The organism is Mesorhizobium sp. M0189 (assembly GCF_040322135.1).
In the GTDB taxonomy this organism is placed as follows: Bacteria; Pseudomonadota; Alphaproteobacteria; order Rhizobiales; family Rhizobiaceae; genus Mesorhizobium.
In genome coordinates, this window is record NZ_JAMYSW010000006.1 from 181,700 (window position 1) to 199,322 (window position 17,623).

Here is a 17,623-nt window from a genome sequence, read left to right on the forward strand (position 1 = left end):
GGCCATTCACCTTCTCCCCGTCCTCCACGGGGAGAAGGTGCCGGCAGGCGGATGAGGGGCGGCGCCGTGCTCTCCAAAAGATTCCTCCGCCGAGCGGCCATTGCGGGCATTTCCTTCGCCGCAATCACCGCTGTCGCCCTCTGGCAGCTCGACCGCGCTTTTCCGCCGCCGCTGCCGGCTGCGCTGACGGTCTCGACCGAGGTGCAGGACCGTGACGGCCAGCTGTTGCGGGCCTTCGCCACGCCGGATGGCTATTGGCGGCTTGCGACCAACCTGGACCAGGTCGACAACCAGTTCGTCGACATGCTGGTCACCTATGAGGACAAGCGCTTCTGGGATCATCAAGGCGTCGACGTGCTGGCACTGGCGCGTGCGGCCGGACAGTTCGCGACCAGCGGCCATATCGTCTCCGGTGGTTCGACGCTCTCGATGCAGCTCGCCCGGCTGATCGAACCGCGCGACAGCCGCAGCCTCGGCTCGAAGATCAAACAGATGCTGCGCGCCGTCCAGATAGAACGGCGGCTGTCCAAGCGCGAGATCCTCGAACGCTACCTGACGCTGGCGCCCTATGGCGGCAATCTCGAAGGCGTGCGCGCCGCTTCGCTCGCCTATTTCGGCAAGGAGCCGAAGCGGCTGACGGTCTCTGAGGCGGCCCTGCTCGTCGCTTTGCCGCAATTGCCGGAAAAGCGACGCCCTGACCGCAACCTCGAAGTCGCTCATGCCGCCCGCGACCGCGTGCTGACCCGCATGGTGTCGGCAGGCCTGCTCGGCGAACGCGAGGCCGCGCGAGCCGCGCTCGACGATGTGTCGGGGCTGCGGCGGACCTTGCCGGCGCTCGCTGCTCATGCTGCCTATGCAACGCTGCCCAAGGCCATTCCCGGCCAGAAGCTGCAACTAACGATCCGCAAGAGTGTCCAGGAAGGGCTGGAGCAGGTGGCCAAGGATGCCGCCGCCAAGCTCGGCCCTCGCCTCTCGGTGGCCATGGTGCTGGCCGATGCCCGCACCGGCGATATTCTTGGCGAGGTCGGCTCTGCCGATTTCTTCGATGCCAGCCGTTCGGGCTGGATCGACATGACCAAGGTCGTTCGCTCGCCTGGCTCGACGCTGAAGCCGTTCATCTACGGCCTCGCCTTCGAGCAAGGCCTGGTGGCGCAGGAGATGCTGATTGAGGACAGCCCGGCCGATTTCTCCGGTTACCGGCCGAAGAACTTCGACATGGGCTATCAGGGCGATGTCAGCATCAGGCAGGCGCTGCAATTGTCGCTCAACGTGCCGGCGATCCGCGTGCTCGACGCGGTCGGCCCGGCCCGGCTGATGGCGCGCTTTCGCCAGGCAGGCGTGATGCCGATACTGCCCGTCAACGAAGCGCCTGGCCTGGCGATCGGCCTCGGTGGCGTCGGAGTGACGCTGCGCGACCTCGTCCAACTCTATGCCGGCCTTGCCAATGGCGGCAAGGCACACACGCTGCATGACGGCACGGAGCCGGCGAACACCGAACGCTCGACCACCACCATCCTCGATGGTCAGGCGAATTGGCAGATCACGGACATCCTGTCGGGCGTCAAGCCGCCCCAGGGTGCCGCCCAACGCGGCATCGCCTACAAGACCGGCACCTCCTACGGCTATCGCGACGCCTGGTCGGTCGGCTTCGACGGCCGTTATGTGCTCGGCGTCTGGGTCGGCCGCCCCGATGCCGGCGCGGTGCCCGGTCTGTCCGGCTATGTCTCGGCCGCGCCCATTCTGTTCGAAGGCTTTGTCCGTTCCAGCCTAGCCGCCGTGCCGCTGCCAAGCCAACCGTCCGGCGTCCGCCGGCCAAAGCGTGAAGAATTGCCGGTGACGCTGACGCGCTTCGGCGCCGGCGTCGACGGGCTGGTGCAGGCGACGCCGACCGAACCTGCACCAACCATCGTCTTTCCGCCTGACGGCGCCCGTGTCGATCTCGGCACTTCCTCGGCCGACGCCTCGCCGCTGGTGCTCAAGCTGCAAGGCGGCCGCGCACCGTTCCGCTGGCTGGCCAACGGCAAGCCGCTGGTCGGCATCGACCGGCGGCGCACCGCGACCTGGCAGCCGGACGGCGCCGGCTATTCCACCCTGACCGTAATCGATGCGGCGGGGCGCGCGGCCAGTGTGAAGGTTTTTGTCGAGTGAAAGTTTCCCTTGAATAGTTTCCGGCAGGTGATTCAGCGGATTGGGTTTTACGCCTTGCTTTCGGCCGCCGGTATTTCCTCGGCCTCTGCTGACGCCCTCCCCGCCGGCTTTGTTCGGCTGGCCGACATCGATCCCGGTATCCGGCAGGATATCCGCTATGCCGGCCTCGAAAACTTCCTGCATCGCAAGGTAAGCGGTTACGATGCGCCGGTATGCGTCCTCACCAGCCAAGCGGCGCAAGCGCTTTCCGCAGTGCAGAAAGCGATTGCTGCCGGAGGGCTGACGCTGGTCGTGTTCGACTGCTACCGCCCTGCGCGTGCTGTCTCCGACATGGGTGACTGGACAAAAACGAGCGGACCACCGGACCCGCAATGGTACCCAAAGGTCAAGCGCAAGGATCTCATCGCCAAGGGCTATATCGGCGAACTGTCCACCCATTCGCGCGGATCGACGGTCGATGTCGCCATCACGCGAGCGGACCGCAAGAGCGCTCCGAAACCGGCCTGCGGCGCGACCGATGCCGACACGCTGGATTTCGGCACCGGTTTCGACTGTTTCGATCCGACGAGCGAAACGGCTCACCGACCGATCGCCAGTGAAGCGGCGGCAAACCGCAAAAAACTTGTCGAGGCGATGCGCGCCGGCGGCTTCAAGAATTACGCACGCGAATGGTGGCACTTCACGCTGGAAAACGAGCCGTTTCCAAGAGAGCGCTTCAACTTTCCCGTCACCGCCGAATAGTCCGCCAAAACCTCGTTCGGACGCGACGCCGCCATTGCCGAAGAGCTAGCCGTCTCTAGATAATCGCGTCGGGAGCGCAGGTCCCGTGCAAGGGAAAATAGTTCCTCCCATCGCCGAAAGTAGGCGAAAAATTGCTTCAATAGGCCAAAAAAGGCAACATTGAATGCATCTAAATTCTATCAATTCGGTAGATTTGGCGCGAGTTCAACGGAGGCGGAAATGACCAAACCTCATTTCAGGAAACTGCTCGGCGCACTGGTCGCCACATCGGTCCAGTTCGGCACGCTCGGTTTCGCGTTTGCCGACACCACCATTCTCAACGTGTCCTATGACCCGACGCGTGAGCTCTACAAGCAATTCGATGAGGCCTTTGTCGCCCACTGGAAGGCCGAGACAGGCGAGACGGTGACCATCCAGCAGTCGCATGGCGGATCCGGCGCCCAGGCGCGCGCCGTGATCGACGGGCTCGACGCCGACGTGGTGACGCTGGCGCTCGAAGGCGATATCAACGCCATTGTCTCGAAAACGAAGAAGATCAATCCCGACTGGCGGACGAAATTCGAAAACAATTCGGCGCCTTACACCTCGACCATCATCTTCCTCGTCCGCAAGGGAAACCCCAAGGGCATTCATGATTGGGGCGATCTGGTCAAGGATGACGTCCAGGTGATCACGCCCAATCCGAAGACCTCCGGCGGCGCGCGCTGGAATTATCTTGCCGCCTGGGCCTATGCCAGCGCCAAGGATGGCGGCGACGAGGCCAAGACCAAGGGATTCGTTGGCAATCTCTATGCGCATGTCCCGGTTCTCGACACCGGTGCGCGCGGCGCCACCGTGACCTTTGCGCAAAAAGGGCTAGGCGACGTGCTGCTCGCCTGGGAAAACGAGGCCTATCTGGCGCTCGACGAGTTCGGCGCTGACAATTTCGATATCGTCTACCCGCCGACCTCGATCCTGGCCGAGCCGCCGGTCGCAGTGGTCGACGCCAATGTCGACGCCAAAGGCACACGCAAAGTTGCCGAAGCCTATCTGAGCTACCTCTATTCCAAGGAAGGCCAGACGATCATCGCCAAGAACCATTATCGCCCTTCGAAGCCCGACCTGGTGCCGGCGGAGGACCTGGCCAAGCAGCCTGAGATCAAGCTGGTCACCATCGACGACCCACTTTTTGGCGGCTGGAAGAAGGCACAGCCTTATCATTTCGGCGACGGTGGTATATTCGACCAGATCTATAAGCCGGCCCAGTAGCATTTAGATCAGGACGACATGACCACAGCACCCGCCAAGGCGGGGTGGCGGTTCAGGCAGCCGAGCGTCATTCCGGGTTTCGGATTGACGCTCGGCTTCTCGCTTGCCTACCTCACCCTCATCATCCTCATTCCCCTGTCCGGGTTGATCTGGCGCTCGGCGGCGCTCGGCTGGACCGACTTCTGGGCGATCGTCACCGACCGCCGCACCATCAACGCGCTTGAAATCAGCTTCGGCACCGCCTTCATTGCCGCCGCCGTCAACGTCGTCTTCGGCACGATCGTCGCCTGGGTGCTGGTGCGCTACAGCTTTCCCGGCCGCCGCATCGTCGATGCCATGGTCGACCTGCCCTTTGCGCTGCCGACGGCGGTTGCCGGCATCGCGCTGACCACGCTTTACGCACCGAACGGCTGGATCGGCAGCCTGCTGACGCCGCTCGGCATCAAAGTCGCTTATACGCCACTCGGCATTGTCATTGCGCTGATCTTCATCGGGCTGCCCTTCGTCGTGCGCACCGTGCAGCCGATCATGGAGGAGATCGACAAGGAGGTCGAGGAAGTGGCCGCAACGCTCGGCGCCAATCGCTTCCAGATCATCAGCCGCGTCCTGCTTCCCGGACTGGCGCCGGCCATCGTCACCGGTTTCGCGCTGGCCTTCGCGCGCGGCGTCGGCGAGTACGGCTCAGTCATCTTCATCGCCGGCAACCTGCCCTATAAATCCGAGATCGCACCGCTTCTGATTGTCATCAGGCTCGAGGAATATAATTACGCTGCGGCGACAGCGATCGCGGCGATCATGCTGGCGCTGTCCTTCGTGATGCTGCTGGTCATCAACCTGGTGCAGACGTGGAGCCGCAAGCGCTATGGCTGACCCGGAGATCAAATCCTACGCGCCGCACCACGAAAGCCAGTCGCCGGCGGTGACCGAAAGCCGCACGGCGAGAACCGTGCTGATGATCGTGACCTTTGCCTTCCTCGGCATTTTCCTGCTCTTGCCGCTGATCATCGTCTTCAAGGAAGCTTTCGCCAAAGGCATCGAGGCCTACACACAGGCGCTGTCGGAACCGGATACGCGCTCGGCGATCCGCCTGACGCTTCTGGTCGCGGCGATCTCGGTGCCGCTCAACGTCGTCTTCGGCATTTCCGCCGCCTGGGCGATTGCCAAGTTCGAGTTCAAGGGCAAGGCGTTCCTGACCACGCTGATCGACCTGCCGTTTTCGGTCTCCCCGGTCATTTCCGGCCTGGTCTATGTACTCCTCTTCGGCGCGCAAGGCCTGCTCGGTGCCTGGCTCAAGGCGCATGGCATCGTCATCCTGTTTGCCGTGCCGGGCATCGTGCTGGCCACCATCTTCGTCACCTTCCCCTTCGTCGCCCGCGAATTGATCCCGCTGATGCAGGAGCAGGGCAATGGCGACGAGGAGGCGGCCCTGTCGCTCGGCGCCAATGGCTGGCAGGCGTTCTGGTACGTGACGTTGCCTAACGTCAAATGGGGATTGCTCTACGGCGTACTGTTGTGCAATGCCCGCGCCATGGGTGAGTTCGGCGCGGTCTCGGTGGTGTCCGGCCACATACGCGGGTTGACCAACACCATGCCGCTGCATGTCGAAATCCTTTATAACGAGTACAATGCCGCCGCCGCCTTTGCCGTCGCTTCGCTGCTTGCCGGCCTGGCGCTCGTCACACTGGTCTTGAAAACACTTCTCGAGATGCGCTACGGCGCCGAGATCGCCGCGACGCGCGGACACTGACAAAATGCATGTCGCCCAAAAGTGGGAACCGGTTTTGGGATAACGACATGCATCAACTACAAAAGGGATTTGTATGGAAGTTCGCGTTGCCAACGTGCGCAAGGAGTTTGAGCGGTTTCCGGCCCTTCACGACGTTTCGCTCGACATCAAGTCGGGTGAGTTGATCGCGTTGCTGGGGCCATCCGGTTCCGGCAAGACGACGCTGCTCAGGCTGATTGCCGGGTTGGAGCGGCCGACCCGCGGAAAGATCTTCTTCGGCGAAGAGGATGCCTCGCAAAAGTCGATCCAGGAGCGCAATGTCGGCTTCGTCTTTCAGCATTACGCGCTGTTTCGCCATATGACGGTCGCCGACAATATCGGCTTCGGACTCAAGGTCCGGCACGGGCCGTCACGCCCGTCGGCGAAGGAAATCCGCCGCCGCGCCTCGGAACTCCTCAACCTCGTTCAGCTTTCCGGTCTGGAAAAACGCTATCCGGCGCAGCTTTCGGGCGGCCAGCGCCAGCGCGTGGCGCTGGCCCGCGCCATGGCGATCGAACCGGCCGTGCTTTTGCTCGACGAGCCGTTCGGCGCGCTCGATGCCCAGGTGCGCCGCGAACTGCGCCGCTGGCTGCGCGACATCCACGACGCCACCGGCCACACCACGGTCTTCGTCACCCATGACCAGGAAGAGGCGCTGGAGCTTGCCGACCGCGTCGTGGTGATGAGCCAGGGCCGCATCGAGCAGGTTGGCACCGCCGACGAGATCTACGACACGCCGAACTCGCCCTTCGTCTATGGCTTCATCGGCGAATCGAGCTCGATCCCGGTCAAGGTCGAGGACGGCCAGGTCTGGATCGCCGACCGGCCGATCGGGCTTTCCGCGCCGCACGCACCGCAAGGTGAAGCGACGCTGTTCTTCCGCCCGCACGACGTCGATCTGGTGGAAGAATGCAACGGCTGCATCGCCGGCACGGTTGTCGCCAGCCGCCGCGTCGCCGGCACCAGGCGGGTCGAGCTCGAAATCGGCGGCGAACGCCAGCGGGTCGAGATCGAGTTGCCAGTCGACCATCCGGCGGCGCAGAAAAGCCGGGTGGCTTTCAGGCCGCGGCGCTGGAAGCTTTTTCCGGCTGCTTGATCCTCTTTTAGGCGCTACACCAGCCAGTTCTCGACCTTCAGGCCTTTGATCCGGTTGAACTCGCCGGTGTTGGCGGTCACCAGGGTAGTTCCCAGTGCATAGGCGTGGGCAGCAATAAAAAGGTCGTTTTGGCCGATGGTCTGGCCCCTGCCTTCCAGCTCTGCGCGAATCGCGCCGTACTCGGCATCTACCGGCACATCGAGCGGCAAGACAGGAATCTCAGCCAGCAATTCCTCGACCTTCTTGAGCAACTTGGCCGACTCTTTCCTGGCGCAGCCATATCGCAGTTCCGAGGCGACCACGATGCTGGTACACACGGCGGCGTCTCCCACGCGCAGGGCGGCGGCGGCGGCTTTCCCGGCCGGATTTCGGATCATGTCGCTGATAATGTTCGTGTCCAGCATGAACCGCATCAAAAAAATTCCTCGGATTTGACAGGCATATCCTCGACTTCGGGAAAGTCCTCCTCGGAACCGGGGGGCGGCTCTTTCGCCCATTGCGCGAGCAGCGCCGTGAGGCCGGGTTTGCGAACCGGCTCGATGATCAGGCGGTCGCCTTCACGACTGATCAAGACCTTTTCGCCGGGAAGTTCGAACTCGACAGGAATGCGCACCGCCTGACTGCGATTGTTACGAAACAGCTTCGCCTCTTTCGGCGGGGTTGTCGAATGGCGGCGTTGAGGCATGACGATAGCTCCTTGTATATACCATTTGTATATGCCAGACCGCGCGGCGATGCAATCGCCATCGCGTTGGCCGGCCGGGAACCATCGTGCACGCCGACGGCATCGGCACCGCTGCCAAGCTGCCCGGAAGACTCTGCCTGAAAGAAAAAACTAGAAATCCTCCACAGCGGGAATATTTCTTCCATCGACAACGTGGAGCGGCCGCTCTGCCTGCCTCGTCGCGCACAATGCCTTGCCGCTATAGTCCGGCAATAAGCGCACGCATTGGAGCCTTGTTTTCATGAAGCGATTTTTGCTTGGCGTCGCCACATTGGCCGGCCTGTTCCTCGCATCCTCCCAAGCCTGGTCGGCCGACAAATTGCTGAACGCTTCTTACGATGTCGGCCGCGAGCTGTTTGCGCAGGTCAACAAGGCGTTCGTCGCCGGCCACCCAGGCGTCACCATCGATCAGTCGCATGCCGGGACGTCTGCGCAGGCACGTGCCATCGCCGAGGGCCTCGGCGCCGATGTGGTCACCTTCAACCAGGTCCTCGACATCGACTTCCTGGTCAGGAAGGGTCTCATCTCCGCGGATTGGCAGAAAGATTTTCCCGACAACGCCTCGCCCTTCTATTCGCTGCCCTCCTTCCTGGTGCGCGCCGGCAATCCGAAGCACATCAAGGATTGGAACGATCTCGTGCGCGACGACGTCCAGGTGATCTTCCCCAATCCGAAAACCTCCGGCAATGCCCGGTACACCTACCTTGCGGCCACCGCCTACGCCAAGGAAGCCTTCAAGGGCGACGACGCCAAGGTGAAGGAATTCGTCACCAAGCTGTTCAACAACGTACCGATCTTCGACAGCGGCGGACGCGCCGCGACCACCACTTTCGTGCAGCGCGAGATCGGCGACGTGCTGATCACCTTTGAGTCGGAAACGCGCGGCGTCCGCAAGGAGTATGGCGAGGACAAATTCGAGCAGGTGACGCCCTCGGTCAGCCTTTTGGCCGAGTTTCCGGTGGCGATCGTCGACACGATCGCCGACGAGCATGGCACGCGCGACCTCGCCAAGACCTATCTCGACTTCCTTTATACGCTGGAGGGCCAGGACATCGCCGCCCGCAACGGCCTGCGGACCCGCGACGCGACGGTCGCCGCCAAGTACAAGGCTGAGTTTCCCGATGTCCGCCTATTGACGGTGGAGGATGTCTTCGGCGGCTGGGCCAAGGTCCAGGCCGAGCATTTCGCCGCTGGCGGCCTGCTCGACCAGACTTACGGCAGCCGCTGACGTCTGCAACCTCGTGAACTGATTGAAAGCGGGCGTTTGCCGGCTTTCTTCATTTGCTCGCCGAAAACGTGGCCTCCGCCCGTTCCGGACGCCCGCCCTCCAAAACGTTACGAAGAATCAACGCGTTTGCGCGCAATATGTCTTCGGGCGGCCTGTCTGCGCGAACGGCATCGCACGGCCAAACCGTCATTATTTGCACACAAACAGCCGCCAGATGCGGGTGGTTGGGGCTTAATGGGTTGACTCGGGCATGCTTACCAAAAAAGGCAAATACGGCCTCAAGGCTCTCGTGCATCTGTCCGGCCTGCCGGTCGGCCAGCTCGCATTCGTCAACGACATTGCGGTCGCCAACAACATCCCCAAGAAATTCCTGGATGCCATCCTGGGCGAGTTGCGCAATGCCGGCTTCGTCCAGAGCCGCAAGGGCAAGGAAGGCGGTTACCGCCTCGCCCGTCCCGCTTCCGAAATCAAGATCGGCCATGTCGTGCGTGTCCTCGACGGGCCGCTGGCGCCGATCCCTTGCGCCAGCCGCACACAATACCAGCGCTGCGAGGATTGCGACGAGGCGACCTGCCAGGTCCGGCACATGATGCTGGAGGTGCGTCAGGCGATCGCAGAGGTGCTGGACAACCGCAGCCTCGCCGCCATGCGCGACGCCGACAATGACGATTTCCCGGTCGAGCTGACGTCGCAGATTTAAATCTAGCATCAGGCCGGGCGCTTCACCGCCCCTAGCGGCGAGCGTGCCACTACCGGCGTCGACTGGATGATCGCCGTATTGGTCATCGCATGGGGAATGATCCGGTCGATCACCCGCTCGAGCTCGGCGACCGAGCCGACATGCGCCAGCGCGATGAAACAGTCTTCGCCGGTGACCCGGTCGCATTGGGCGATTTCCGGCAGGTCGCGGATGATTTCGGCCACGACGGCGAGTTGCCCCGGCACCGGCCTGATGCGCAGCCATGCCGACAGCTTCATGCCGAGCGCGGCCGGATTAATCCGCACCGTATAGGCCTCGATCACGCCGCTTTCCTGCAGCCGCTTGATGCGCTCGGCGACGCTCGGCGCCGACAGGCCGACTGAGCGCGCCAGTTCGGCAATACTGGTGCGCGCATCCTCCTCCAGCAGGCGCAGGATTTTTAGATCCGCCGGATCCAGATCGGTATTTTCATTTCGAAGGCGTTTCAGCGGAATACTCCTTGCTTTCGAAAAGGGAATAGCCGCAATGCCCGGCCATCATCCATATCAACGGCAAAAATCGCCTGCGATACTGACCCCATGGAAGATCGGACGCAAGCCCCAGCAGCAAGTCCGGCACTCGCCGGCCCGGCTTTTACCTTGGCAAGCTCGGTGCCGCCCCATCTGTGGTTCGGCGTCAGCGCCGTGTTCCACTATCTCGGCCCCGCTTTCGCAGTCCTGCTTTTCTCGCATGTCGGCGTGCTCGGCATGGCGTGGCTGCGCATCGCCACCGCGGCACTGGTTTTTGCCCCGCTGACCCGACCATGGGCGGTCTTCGCCCGCGCCGATCGCTCGACGCGGTTGTTGCTTGTGGGTTTCGGCGTCTGCCTTGGGGTGATGAATTGCTCGTTTTACCTGGCGCTCGACCGGCTGCCGATCTCGCTGGTAGCGGCGATCGAATTCGTCGGCACCATCGGCGTCGCGCTTGTCGGCCTCAGAAGCCCGCGCAATCTCGCCGCCCTTGCAATCGCCGTCGCCGGCACCTTGCTGCTCATCGACGTCAAATGGTCGAGCGATCCTGTCGGCCTGTTCTGGGCCTTCCTCAATGGCGCGCTGTTCGTCTTCTATATCGTGCTCGGCCACCGCGTCGCGCGCGCCGACGCTGGCGATGGCATCGCCGGGCTGGGTGCCGCCATGGCGGTCGCCCTTCTCGTCGTTCTGCCGATCGGTCTTGCCGATGCGCTGCCGGCGTTCTCGACGCCGCCGCTGCTGCTTGCGGCGGTCGGTGTCGGCATCTGCTCGTCGGTCATTCCCTATATTTGCGACCAGCTTGCCATGTCGCGGCTGCCGCGCTCCAGTTTCGCGCTGATGCTGTCATTGCTTCCGGTTACCGCGACGTTTATCGGCGTCATCGTGCTGCGGCAGGTGCCGAGCCTCACTGACTGCCTCGGCATCGCGCTGGTGGTGGCCGGCGTCGCCCTTCACAAACCGGCGCTGGCGCCCGCCTGATCAGGCCAACTTCTCCTTGAGGAAAGCGATCGTCCGCCCCCAGGCGAGGTCAGCCGCCTTCTTGTCGTAACGGGCCGCCGATGTGTCGTTGTTGAAGGCATGGTTGGCGCCTTCATAGACATAGACCGAATATTCGATATGGGCCGCGTCGAGTTCCTTCTTGAAGGCGTCGATGCCGGCATTGGTGCGGGTGTCGAGCCCGGCATAATGCAGCATGAGCGGCGCCTTGATCTTCGGCACGTCCTCGGCCTTCGGCTGCATGCCGTAATAGGCAACGGCGGCTGCAAGATCCGGCGCGTTGACGGCCAGCATGTTCACCGTGCCGCCGCCCCAGCAGAAGCCGACGGCGCCGACCTTGCCGTTGCCGTCCTTGTGGCCTTTGAGGTAGGCGACCGTTGCGACGGCATTGGTGGCGACCTGTGCTGGATCGAGCTGGGAAAACAGGTCACGTGCCCTGTTTTCATCGGCCGGCGTGCCGCCGAGCGGTGTCATGAAGTCCGGGGCAAGCGCCACGAACCCCTCCAGCGCCACGCGCCGCGCCACGTCGCGAATATGCGGGTTGAGCCCCCGGTTTTCGTGCACGACGATGACCGTGCCCAGCTTGCCGGCCTGACCCGCCGGCTTGACCAGATAACCCTTCATCTCGCCGCCGCTGCCTGTATAGCTGATGTCCTCGCCTTTCACGCGCGGATCGTTTTCCGCGACGATTGCCGCCTGGGCCGAATTCGCCGCCAGCAGCGGCGAGATCGCGGCCGCTGCCGCACCCGACCCGGCAAGCCTGGTCAACTGCTCCATGAAGCGCCGCCGGTCGAGCGTCAGATGCGTGTATTCATCATAGGCATCGATCATCGCCTGGGTAATGACAGGCTTGGCGGGGCCGGCAGGTGTTGTCATGGCGCGCTCCTAGGTCTTCGGCCCCCGGCAGCAACATAGGGTCGAAGCCTGGCTGGTCCAGTCACGGCTGAGTGAGGGCTGCCATAAGTCTCTGCACGATGGCCTTGATGCCGCGTTGGTCCAGCAGGCCGAGACAGCCGCCGGCCCGCAGCTGACCAACGAGGTACTTGCATCGGTACCCGACCTGAAAGGGCATCTCGGGCTCTGAGGAACTTCTCTATTTCGGCAGCGTATAGGCCATCACATAATCGCCCGGCTTGGTGCCGACCGAGCCGTGGCCGCCGGCAACGATGACGACGAACTGGCGTCCGTCGGCTACCGTGTAGGTCATCGGTGTCGACTGCCCGCCGGCAGGCAGCCGCGCCTGCCAGAGCTGTTTGCCGGTCGTCAGGTCATAAGCGCGCACATAGTCGTCGACCGCCGCACCGAGAAAGGCGACGCCGCCGGCAGTGATCATCGGCCCGCCAATGCCCGGCACGCCGACCTTGAACGGCAGCGGCAGCGGCGTCATGTCGTAGACGGTGCCGTTGCGATGCTTGTAGACGATCTTGCCGGTCCGAAGGTCGGCGCCGGCCACATAGCCCCACGGAGGCGCCTGGCAGGGAATGCCGAGCGGCGACAGGAATGGCTTCAATATCACTGCGTAAGGCGCACCGTCATTGCGGTTCAGGCCTTGTTCGCTGCCCTTGGTATCGCCCGGCGGCGGCACGTCGGCGCGCGGCACCAATTTGGAGATGAACGCCAGGTATGTCGGCATGCCGAACATCACCTGCCGGACCGGATCGACTGCCACGCCGCCCCAGTTGAAGGTGCCGAAATTGCCAGGATAGATCAGCGAGCCTTGCAGCGACGGCGGCGTATAGCGGCCCTCATACCGCAGCTTCCGAAGCTCGATCCGGCAGGCCAGCTGGTCGAACATGGTGATGCCCCACATATCCGCGCCGGTCAGTGGCTTCGGACTGAAGCTGAGGTCCGAGACCGGCTGCGTCGGCGAGGTATGGTCGCCTTCGATCGCGCCGCCCGGCGCCGGCACTTCCTTGACCGGAACGATCGGCTCGCCGCTGCGCCGGTCGAGCACATAGAGGTCGCCCTGCTTGGTCGGCCCGACCAGCGCCGGCACCACACCACTGGCCGTGGTTATGTCGACCAGCGTCGGCTGCGCCGGCACGTCCATGTCCCAGAGATCGTGATGCACGGTCTGCCGCACCCAGCGCAATTGTCCGGTGTTGAGATCGAGCGCGGTGATCGAGGAAGAGAATTTCTCGTCATTGGCGCTGCGTCCGGCGCCGAGCTGGTCCGGCGTCTTGTTGCCGAGCGGCACATAGAGCAGGCCGAGCTTCTCGTCGGCGCTCGCCGTCGACCACATATTGGGCGAGTTGTTGGTGTAGGTCTGGCCCGGCGGCAGCGGCGTCGTCTGGTCCGGATTGCCGGAATCCCAATTCCATAACAGCGCGCCGGTGTCGGCATCGTAGGCACGGATGACCCCGGACGGCTCCTGCGTCGAATAATTGTCGTTGACCGCGCCGCCGACGATGATCTTGTTGGCGACGATCAGCGGCGCGGAAGTCGAATAGTAATAGCCCGGCTTCGGATATGGCATGTTGGCGAGCAGGTTCAGCGTGCCGCCCTCGGCAAATGTCGGACAGACCTGGCCATTCGCCGCGTCGAGCGCGATCAGCCGGGCGTCCGATGTCGGCAGATAGATGCGCGTGGCGCAGGGCTGGCCGGCGGCGATCTTGGCATCGGCATAGTAAGCCACGCCGCGGCAGGTCTGGTGCTGGCGGTCCTTGTTGAGCTTGACCTGCGGATCGAAACGCCATTTCTCCTTGCCGCTCGCGGCATCGATGGCGATGGCGAAATTATGCGGCGTGCAGATGTAGAGCGTGTCGGCGATTTTCAGCGGCGTCACCTGATAGGTCGTCTCGCCGATGTCGTCGGGCCCTTTCACGTCGCCGGTGCGATAGGTCCAGGCCGGCTGCAGATTGGCAACGTTTTCGGGGGTGATCTGGTCGAGCGGCGAATAGCGCTGGCCATATTGCGTGCGACCGTAATAGTGCCATTCGCCGGCCGGCACATTGCCGCCGAGTTCGGCCGTCGGCGTCACCTTGTCGGTGTTGAGTTGGCCGGCAATATCCTTTGGGTCCGTCGTCATCGAATAACCGGCGACGCCGAGCGATGCCAGCACCGCGAGGATCAGCGGCGCTCGTCCGTCGGGACCGGTAAGCCCGCGCCGCGCCCATGGCGTCAATAGCCACAGCGCGACAAGCACGATGATGCCGCCGCGCGGGCCGAGCTCCCACCAGTCGAAGCCGGTTTCCCAGACAGCCCAGGCGAGCGTGCCGAGCACGATCGCCGCGTAGAGCCACAGCGCCGTGGATCTGCGCCTGTAGAGCAGCCAGGCAGCGATCAGGAAAGCTATGCCGGCGATGACGTAATACCAGCTGCCGCCCAGCGTCACGAGCCAGATGCCGCCGCCGCCAAGCGCCAGGCCGATGAGGAAAAGGATCAGGGAGGTGATGACCACAGCCAAGACGGTGCTCCTTCGACTGGTGCGCTCCGCGACGCGTCCATGGGCAACCCCGCATTGCGTGCCTGCCCCCACGCAACTTTCTCCGGCCCGCTTCCCCTGTCAAGCAAGCTCGGCGTTTTACGGCGTCGACCCACGGCAAGCTCGGCGTTTTGGTTAGCGGACCCATTCAGATTGTGAGTCTACCGACTGGACAGAGAACAAAACGGAGACACTTCTGGCCTTTCGCTGCCGAATCACTACATTCGGGGAGAGATGTCCGGCTTTTCGGAAGACATGCCCTTTTTTGACGAACCGAACGCGCGGCCCGTGGCCCCGTCGGGCATCGCCGCGCGCGCCATGGCTGCCCGCAGCAATCAAAACAACGCGCCCGATTATCTCAACGGCCTCAACCCCGAGCAGCGGCTGGCGGTGGAAACCACCGAAGGCCCGGTGCTGGTGCTGGCCGGCGCCGGCACCGGCAAGACGCGCGTCTTGACCACCCGCATCGCCCACATCCTTGCCACCGGCAAGGCCTTCCCTTCGCAGATCCTCGCCGTCACCTTCACCAACAAGGCGGCGCGCGAGATGAAGCAGCGCATCGGCCTGTTGATCGGCGAAGGCAATGTCGAGGGCATGCCGTGGCTCGGCACCTTCCACTCGATTGGCGTGAAGCTGCTGCGCCGACATGCCGAGCTGGCCGGGCTCAAATCCGACTTCACCATTCTCGACACCGACGATGTCGTGCGGCTGATCAAACAGCTCATCCAGGCGGAAGGGCTGGACGACAAGCGCTGGCCGGCCAAGCAGTTCGCCCAGATGATCGACGGCTGGAAGAACAAGGGCCTCGGTCCCGCCGACATCCCCGAGGGCGATGCCCGTGCCTTCGCCAACGGCAAGGGCCGCGAACTCTACAAGGCCTATCAGGAGCGGCTGCAGACGCTGAATGCCTGTGACTTCGGCGATCTCCTATGTCACCCGATCCGCATCTTCCGCGCCAATCCGGACGTGCTGAAGGAATACCACAAGCGCTTCCGCTACATCCTCGTCGACGAGTACCAGGACACCAACACCGCACAGTACATGTGGCTGCGCCTGCTGGCCCAGCGGCCTCAAGGCAAGCCAATCTCCCCCCTCGCGGGGGAGATGTCCGGCAGGACAGAGGGGGGCGCGAAGGATCGCGACGCTTCCAATGGTCCTGGCGGAAACGCTGGCGGGACAGCGCCCCCCTCTGTCGGCTCCGCCGACATCTCCCCCACGAGGGGGGAGATTGGGCGCTCTTCGGCCGAAGGCCGCAAGCCCGACCGGGCGTCGGCCGGCCAGGCCGCCCCCGCGGAGGCCAGCGAGCGAAGCTCGCGCGCGGCCGTGAGCGAAAGCAAAGTTAACATCTGCTGCGTCGGCGACGACGACCAGTCGATCTATGGCTGGCGCGGCGCCGAAGTCGACAACATCCTGCGCTTCGACAAGGATTTCCCCGGCGCCACCATCATCCGGCTGGAGCGCAACTACCGCTCGACCGCGCACATCCTCGGCACCGCCTCGCATCTCATCGCCCACAATGAGGGCCGCTTCGGCAAGACGCTGTTTACCGAGAAGATCGCCGAGGACGACGAGAAGGTGCATGTCCACGCCGCCTGGGATTCCGAGGAGGAGGCCCGCGCCGTCGGCGAGACCATCGAGGCCTACCAGCGCCAGAAGCACAATTTGAACGATATGGCGATTCTCGTCCGCGCGTCTTTCCAGATGCGCGAATTCGAGGACCGCTTCGTCACGCTCGGGCTCAATTACCGCGTCATCGGCGGCCCGCGCTTCTATGAGCGGCTCGAGATTCGCGACGCATTGGCCTTCTTCCGCGTCGTCGCACAAGGCGCCGACGACCTCGCCTTCGAGCGCATCGTCAACGTGCCGAAACGCGGGTTGGGCGAGGCCACCATCCGCCAGGTCCACGACACCGCACGCGCGCTGCGCATCCCGATGCTGGAGGCGGCGGCAAAACTGGCCGAAAGCGACGAGCTGAAGCCGAAGCCGCGTGCCGCACTCCGCGAGGTATCAGCCAATTTCGAGCGCTGGCAAAAGGCTCTCGAAACCACCCCGCACACCGAACTCGCCGAGACCATTTTGGAGGAGAGCGGCTACACCGACATGTGGAAGAACGACCGCTCGGTCGAAGCGCCCGGCCGGCTGGAGAACCTAAAGGAGCTGATACGCTCCATGGAGGAGTATGAATCGCTGCGCTCCTTCCTCGAACATGTCGCGCTGGTGATGGACGCCGAGCAGAACGCTGAGCTCGACGCCGTCAACATCATGACGCTGCATTCGGCCAAGGGCCTCGAATTCGAAACCGTGTTCCTGCCCGGCTGGGAGGAAGGCCTGTTCCCGCACCAGCGTTCCCTCGACGAGGGTGGCCGCTCCGGCCTGGAGGAAGAGCGCCGCCTTGCCTATGTCGGCCTGACCCGCGCCAAGAAGAACCTGCATCTCTGGTTTGTCTCCAACCGCCGCATCCACGGCCTCTGGCAATCGACCATCCCGTCGCGCTTCCTCGACGAGCTGCCGGAAGCCCATGTCGAGGTCGCCGAGAGCGGCAACTCCTATGGCGGCTACGGCAATGCCTATGGTGGCGGCTCGTTCGCTCCCGGTCGTGGCGGCCAGGGGGCTGGAAGACAGAATCCTTATGGGGCGTCGCGCTTCGATAACATCGGTGGCAACAACGGCGCCGAGAAATCCGGCGCCTTCTCCAGCACCTATGCGACACCGGGCTGGCAACGTGCTCAGGCCAACCGCACCGAAGCGACCGACCGCAATTGGGGCACGCGCTCCGGCCACCAGGTCGAGCGCATCGGCTATGGCGAAACCGACTCGGGCTACGGTGCCGGCCGCACCTCGATCAAGGGCCGCACCATCGACGGCGAGCTGGTCGCCAAATCCGTCGCCGACACGCCCTCCCCCTTCAGCGTTGGCGACCGCGTCTTCCACCAGAAATTCGGCAACGGCAACATCTCGGCCATCGAAGGCAACAAGCTGACCATCGACTTCGACAAGGCCGGCCAGAAACGCGTGCTGGACGGGTTTGTCACGGGGGTTTGAGG

15 protein-coding genes are annotated in these 17,623 nt (G+C 63.6%); 10 read left to right on the forward strand and 5 right to left on the reverse strand.

All coding sequences use genetic code 11. The annotated features are described in order from the left end of the window. Positions 1 to 51 precede the first annotated feature (51 nt). The 6 genes from pbpC (at position 52) to NKJ09_RS14205 (ending at position 6,998) form a co-directional block, all read left to right on the forward strand. Positions 52 to 2,148, forward strand: coding sequence for a penicillin-binding protein 1C (gene pbpC, locus NKJ09_RS14180; protein WP_352762918.1), 2,097 nt, complete (start codon positions 52 to 54; stop codon positions 2,146 to 2,148). Positions 2,149 to 2,175: 27 nt separating this feature from the next. Continuing rightward, complete coding sequence (locus NKJ09_RS14185) at positions 2,176 to 2,889, forward strand: M15 family metallopeptidase (protein ID WP_036245347.1); 714 nt, start codon at positions 2,176 to 2,178, stop codon at positions 2,887 to 2,889. 219 nt (positions 2,890 to 3,108) lie between these two features. Beyond that, positions 3,109 to 4,137 (forward strand): sulfate ABC transporter substrate-binding protein, encoded by a 1,029-nt coding sequence (locus NKJ09_RS14190; RefSeq protein WP_023720879.1) that lies wholly within the window; start codon positions 3,109 to 3,111, stop codon positions 4,135 to 4,137. An 18-nt stretch (positions 4,138 to 4,155) separates the two neighbouring features. Continuing rightward, positions 4,156 to 5,007 carry a sulfate ABC transporter permease subunit CysT gene (gene cysT, locus NKJ09_RS14195; RefSeq protein WP_023720880.1) on the forward strand — a complete coding sequence of 284 codons (852 nt, stop codon included), beginning with the start codon at positions 4,156 to 4,158 and terminating at the stop codon, positions 5,005 to 5,007. Next, a complete protein-coding gene (gene cysW / locus NKJ09_RS14200; protein ID WP_023720881.1) occupies positions 5,000 to 5,884 on the forward strand; it encodes a sulfate ABC transporter permease subunit CysW in 885 nt (294 codons plus the stop codon). The genes cysT and cysW overlap by 8 nt, the downstream gene beginning before the upstream one ends. A gap of 73 nt (positions 5,885 to 5,957) precedes the next feature. Continuing rightward, positions 5,958 to 6,998 carry a sulfate/molybdate ABC transporter ATP-binding protein gene (locus NKJ09_RS14205; RefSeq protein WP_352482922.1) on the forward strand — a complete coding sequence of 347 codons (1,041 nt, stop codon included), beginning with the start codon at positions 5,958 to 5,960 and terminating at the stop codon, positions 6,996 to 6,998. 14 nt (positions 6,999 to 7,012) lie between these two features. Here NKJ09_RS14205 and NKJ09_RS14210 read toward each other — a convergent pair whose 3' ends face one another. Both NKJ09_RS14210 and NKJ09_RS14215 read right to left on the reverse strand, forming a co-directional pair. After that, complete coding sequence (locus tag NKJ09_RS14210; protein ID WP_023721147.1) at positions 7,013 to 7,411, reverse strand: type II toxin-antitoxin system VapC family toxin; 399 nt, start codon at positions 7,409 to 7,411, stop codon at positions 7,013 to 7,015. Beyond that, complete coding sequence (locus tag NKJ09_RS14215) at positions 7,411 to 7,683, reverse strand: AbrB/MazE/SpoVT family DNA-binding domain-containing protein (RefSeq protein ID WP_023721148.1); 273 nt, start codon at positions 7,681 to 7,683, stop codon at positions 7,411 to 7,413. Before NKJ09_RS14215 ends, NKJ09_RS14210 begins: the two co-directional genes overlap by 1 nt. Positions 7,684 to 7,963: 280 nt before the next feature. On the opposite strand from NKJ09_RS14215, the gene NKJ09_RS14220 reads away from it, so the two are divergent. Both NKJ09_RS14220 and NKJ09_RS14225 read left to right on the forward strand, forming a co-directional pair. Next, entirely contained in the window at positions 7,964 to 8,950 is a 987-nt protein-coding gene (locus NKJ09_RS14220) for a sulfate ABC transporter substrate-binding protein (RefSeq protein ID WP_023721149.1), read from the forward strand. 250 nt (positions 8,951 to 9,200) lie between these two features. Further along, positions 9,201 to 9,650: an RrF2 family transcriptional regulator gene (locus tag NKJ09_RS14225; protein ID WP_006202816.1), complete on the forward strand. Its 450-nt coding sequence runs from the start codon at positions 9,201 to 9,203 to the stop codon at positions 9,648 to 9,650. An 8-nt stretch (positions 9,651 to 9,658) separates the two neighbouring features. On the opposite strand, the gene NKJ09_RS14230 is transcribed toward NKJ09_RS14225, so the two are convergent. Then, entirely contained in the window at positions 9,659 to 10,138 is a 480-nt protein-coding gene (locus tag NKJ09_RS14230) for an Lrp/AsnC family transcriptional regulator (RefSeq protein ID WP_352483074.1), read from the reverse strand. Between the two features lie 90 nt (positions 10,139 to 10,228). On the opposite strand from NKJ09_RS14230, the gene NKJ09_RS14235 reads away from it, so the two are divergent. After that, the gene (locus NKJ09_RS14235) at positions 10,229 to 11,137 is read left to right on the forward strand and encodes an EamA family transporter (protein WP_352482917.1); all 909 of its coding nucleotides are present in this window, start codon (positions 10,229 to 10,231) and stop codon (positions 11,135 to 11,137) included. Here NKJ09_RS14235 and NKJ09_RS14240 read toward each other — a convergent pair whose 3' ends face one another. Next, positions 11,138 to 12,031: a dienelactone hydrolase family protein gene (locus NKJ09_RS14240; RefSeq protein ID WP_352482916.1), complete on the reverse strand. Its 894-nt coding sequence runs from the start codon at positions 12,029 to 12,031 to the stop codon at positions 11,138 to 11,140. Positions 12,032 to 12,248: 217 nt separating this feature from the next. Then, positions 12,249 to 14,561 carry a glucose/quinate/shikimate family membrane-bound PQQ-dependent dehydrogenase gene (locus NKJ09_RS14245; protein WP_352495137.1) on the reverse strand — a complete coding sequence of 771 codons (2,313 nt, stop codon included), beginning with the start codon at positions 14,559 to 14,561 and terminating at the stop codon, positions 12,249 to 12,251. Between the two features lie 252 nt (positions 14,562 to 14,813). On the opposite strand from NKJ09_RS14245, the gene NKJ09_RS14250 reads away from it, so the two are divergent. Further along, positions 14,814 to 17,621, forward strand: coding sequence for an ATP-dependent helicase (locus NKJ09_RS14250; RefSeq protein ID WP_352482914.1), 2,808 nt, complete (start codon positions 14,814 to 14,816; stop codon positions 17,619 to 17,621). Positions 17,622 to 17,623: the final 2 nt, after the last annotated feature.

Coding starts and splice junctions, on each gene's coding strand:
- pbpC (WP_352762918.1), top strand. CDS start 52: ATGAGGGGCGGCGCCGTGCTCTCCAAAAGATTCCTCCGCCGAGCGGCC.
- NKJ09_RS14190 (WP_023720879.1), top strand. CDS start 3,109: ATGACCAAACCTCATTTCAGGAAACTGCTCGGCGCACTGGTCGCCACA.
- cysT (WP_023720880.1), top strand. CDS start 4,156: ATGACCACAGCACCCGCCAAGGCGGGGTGGCGGTTCAGGCAGCCGAGC.
- cysW (WP_023720881.1), top strand. CDS start 5,000: ATGGCTGACCCGGAGATCAAATCCTACGCGCCGCACCACGAAAGCCAG.
- NKJ09_RS14205 (WP_352482922.1), top strand. CDS start 5,958: ATGGAAGTTCGCGTTGCCAACGTGCGCAAGGAGTTTGAGCGGTTTCCG.
- NKJ09_RS14210 (WP_023721147.1), bottom strand. CDS start 7,411: ATGCGGTTCATGCTGGACACGAACATTATCAGCGACATGATCCGAAAT.
- NKJ09_RS14215 (WP_023721148.1), bottom strand. CDS start 7,683: ATGCCTCAACGCCGCCATTCGACAACCCCGCCGAAAGAGGCGAAGCTG.
- NKJ09_RS14220 (WP_023721149.1), top strand. CDS start 7,964: ATGAAGCGATTTTTGCTTGGCGTCGCCACATTGGCCGGCCTGTTCCTC.
- NKJ09_RS14225 (WP_006202816.1), top strand. CDS start 9,201: ATGCTTACCAAAAAAGGCAAATACGGCCTCAAGGCTCTCGTGCATCTG.
- NKJ09_RS14235 (WP_352482917.1), top strand. CDS start 10,229: ATGGAAGATCGGACGCAAGCCCCAGCAGCAAGTCCGGCACTCGCCGGC.
- NKJ09_RS14240 (WP_352482916.1), bottom strand. CDS start 12,031: ATGACAACACCTGCCGGCCCCGCCAAGCCTGTCATTACCCAGGCGATG.
- NKJ09_RS14250 (WP_352482914.1), top strand. CDS start 14,814: ATGTCCGGCTTTTCGGAAGACATGCCCTTTTTTGACGAACCGAACGCG.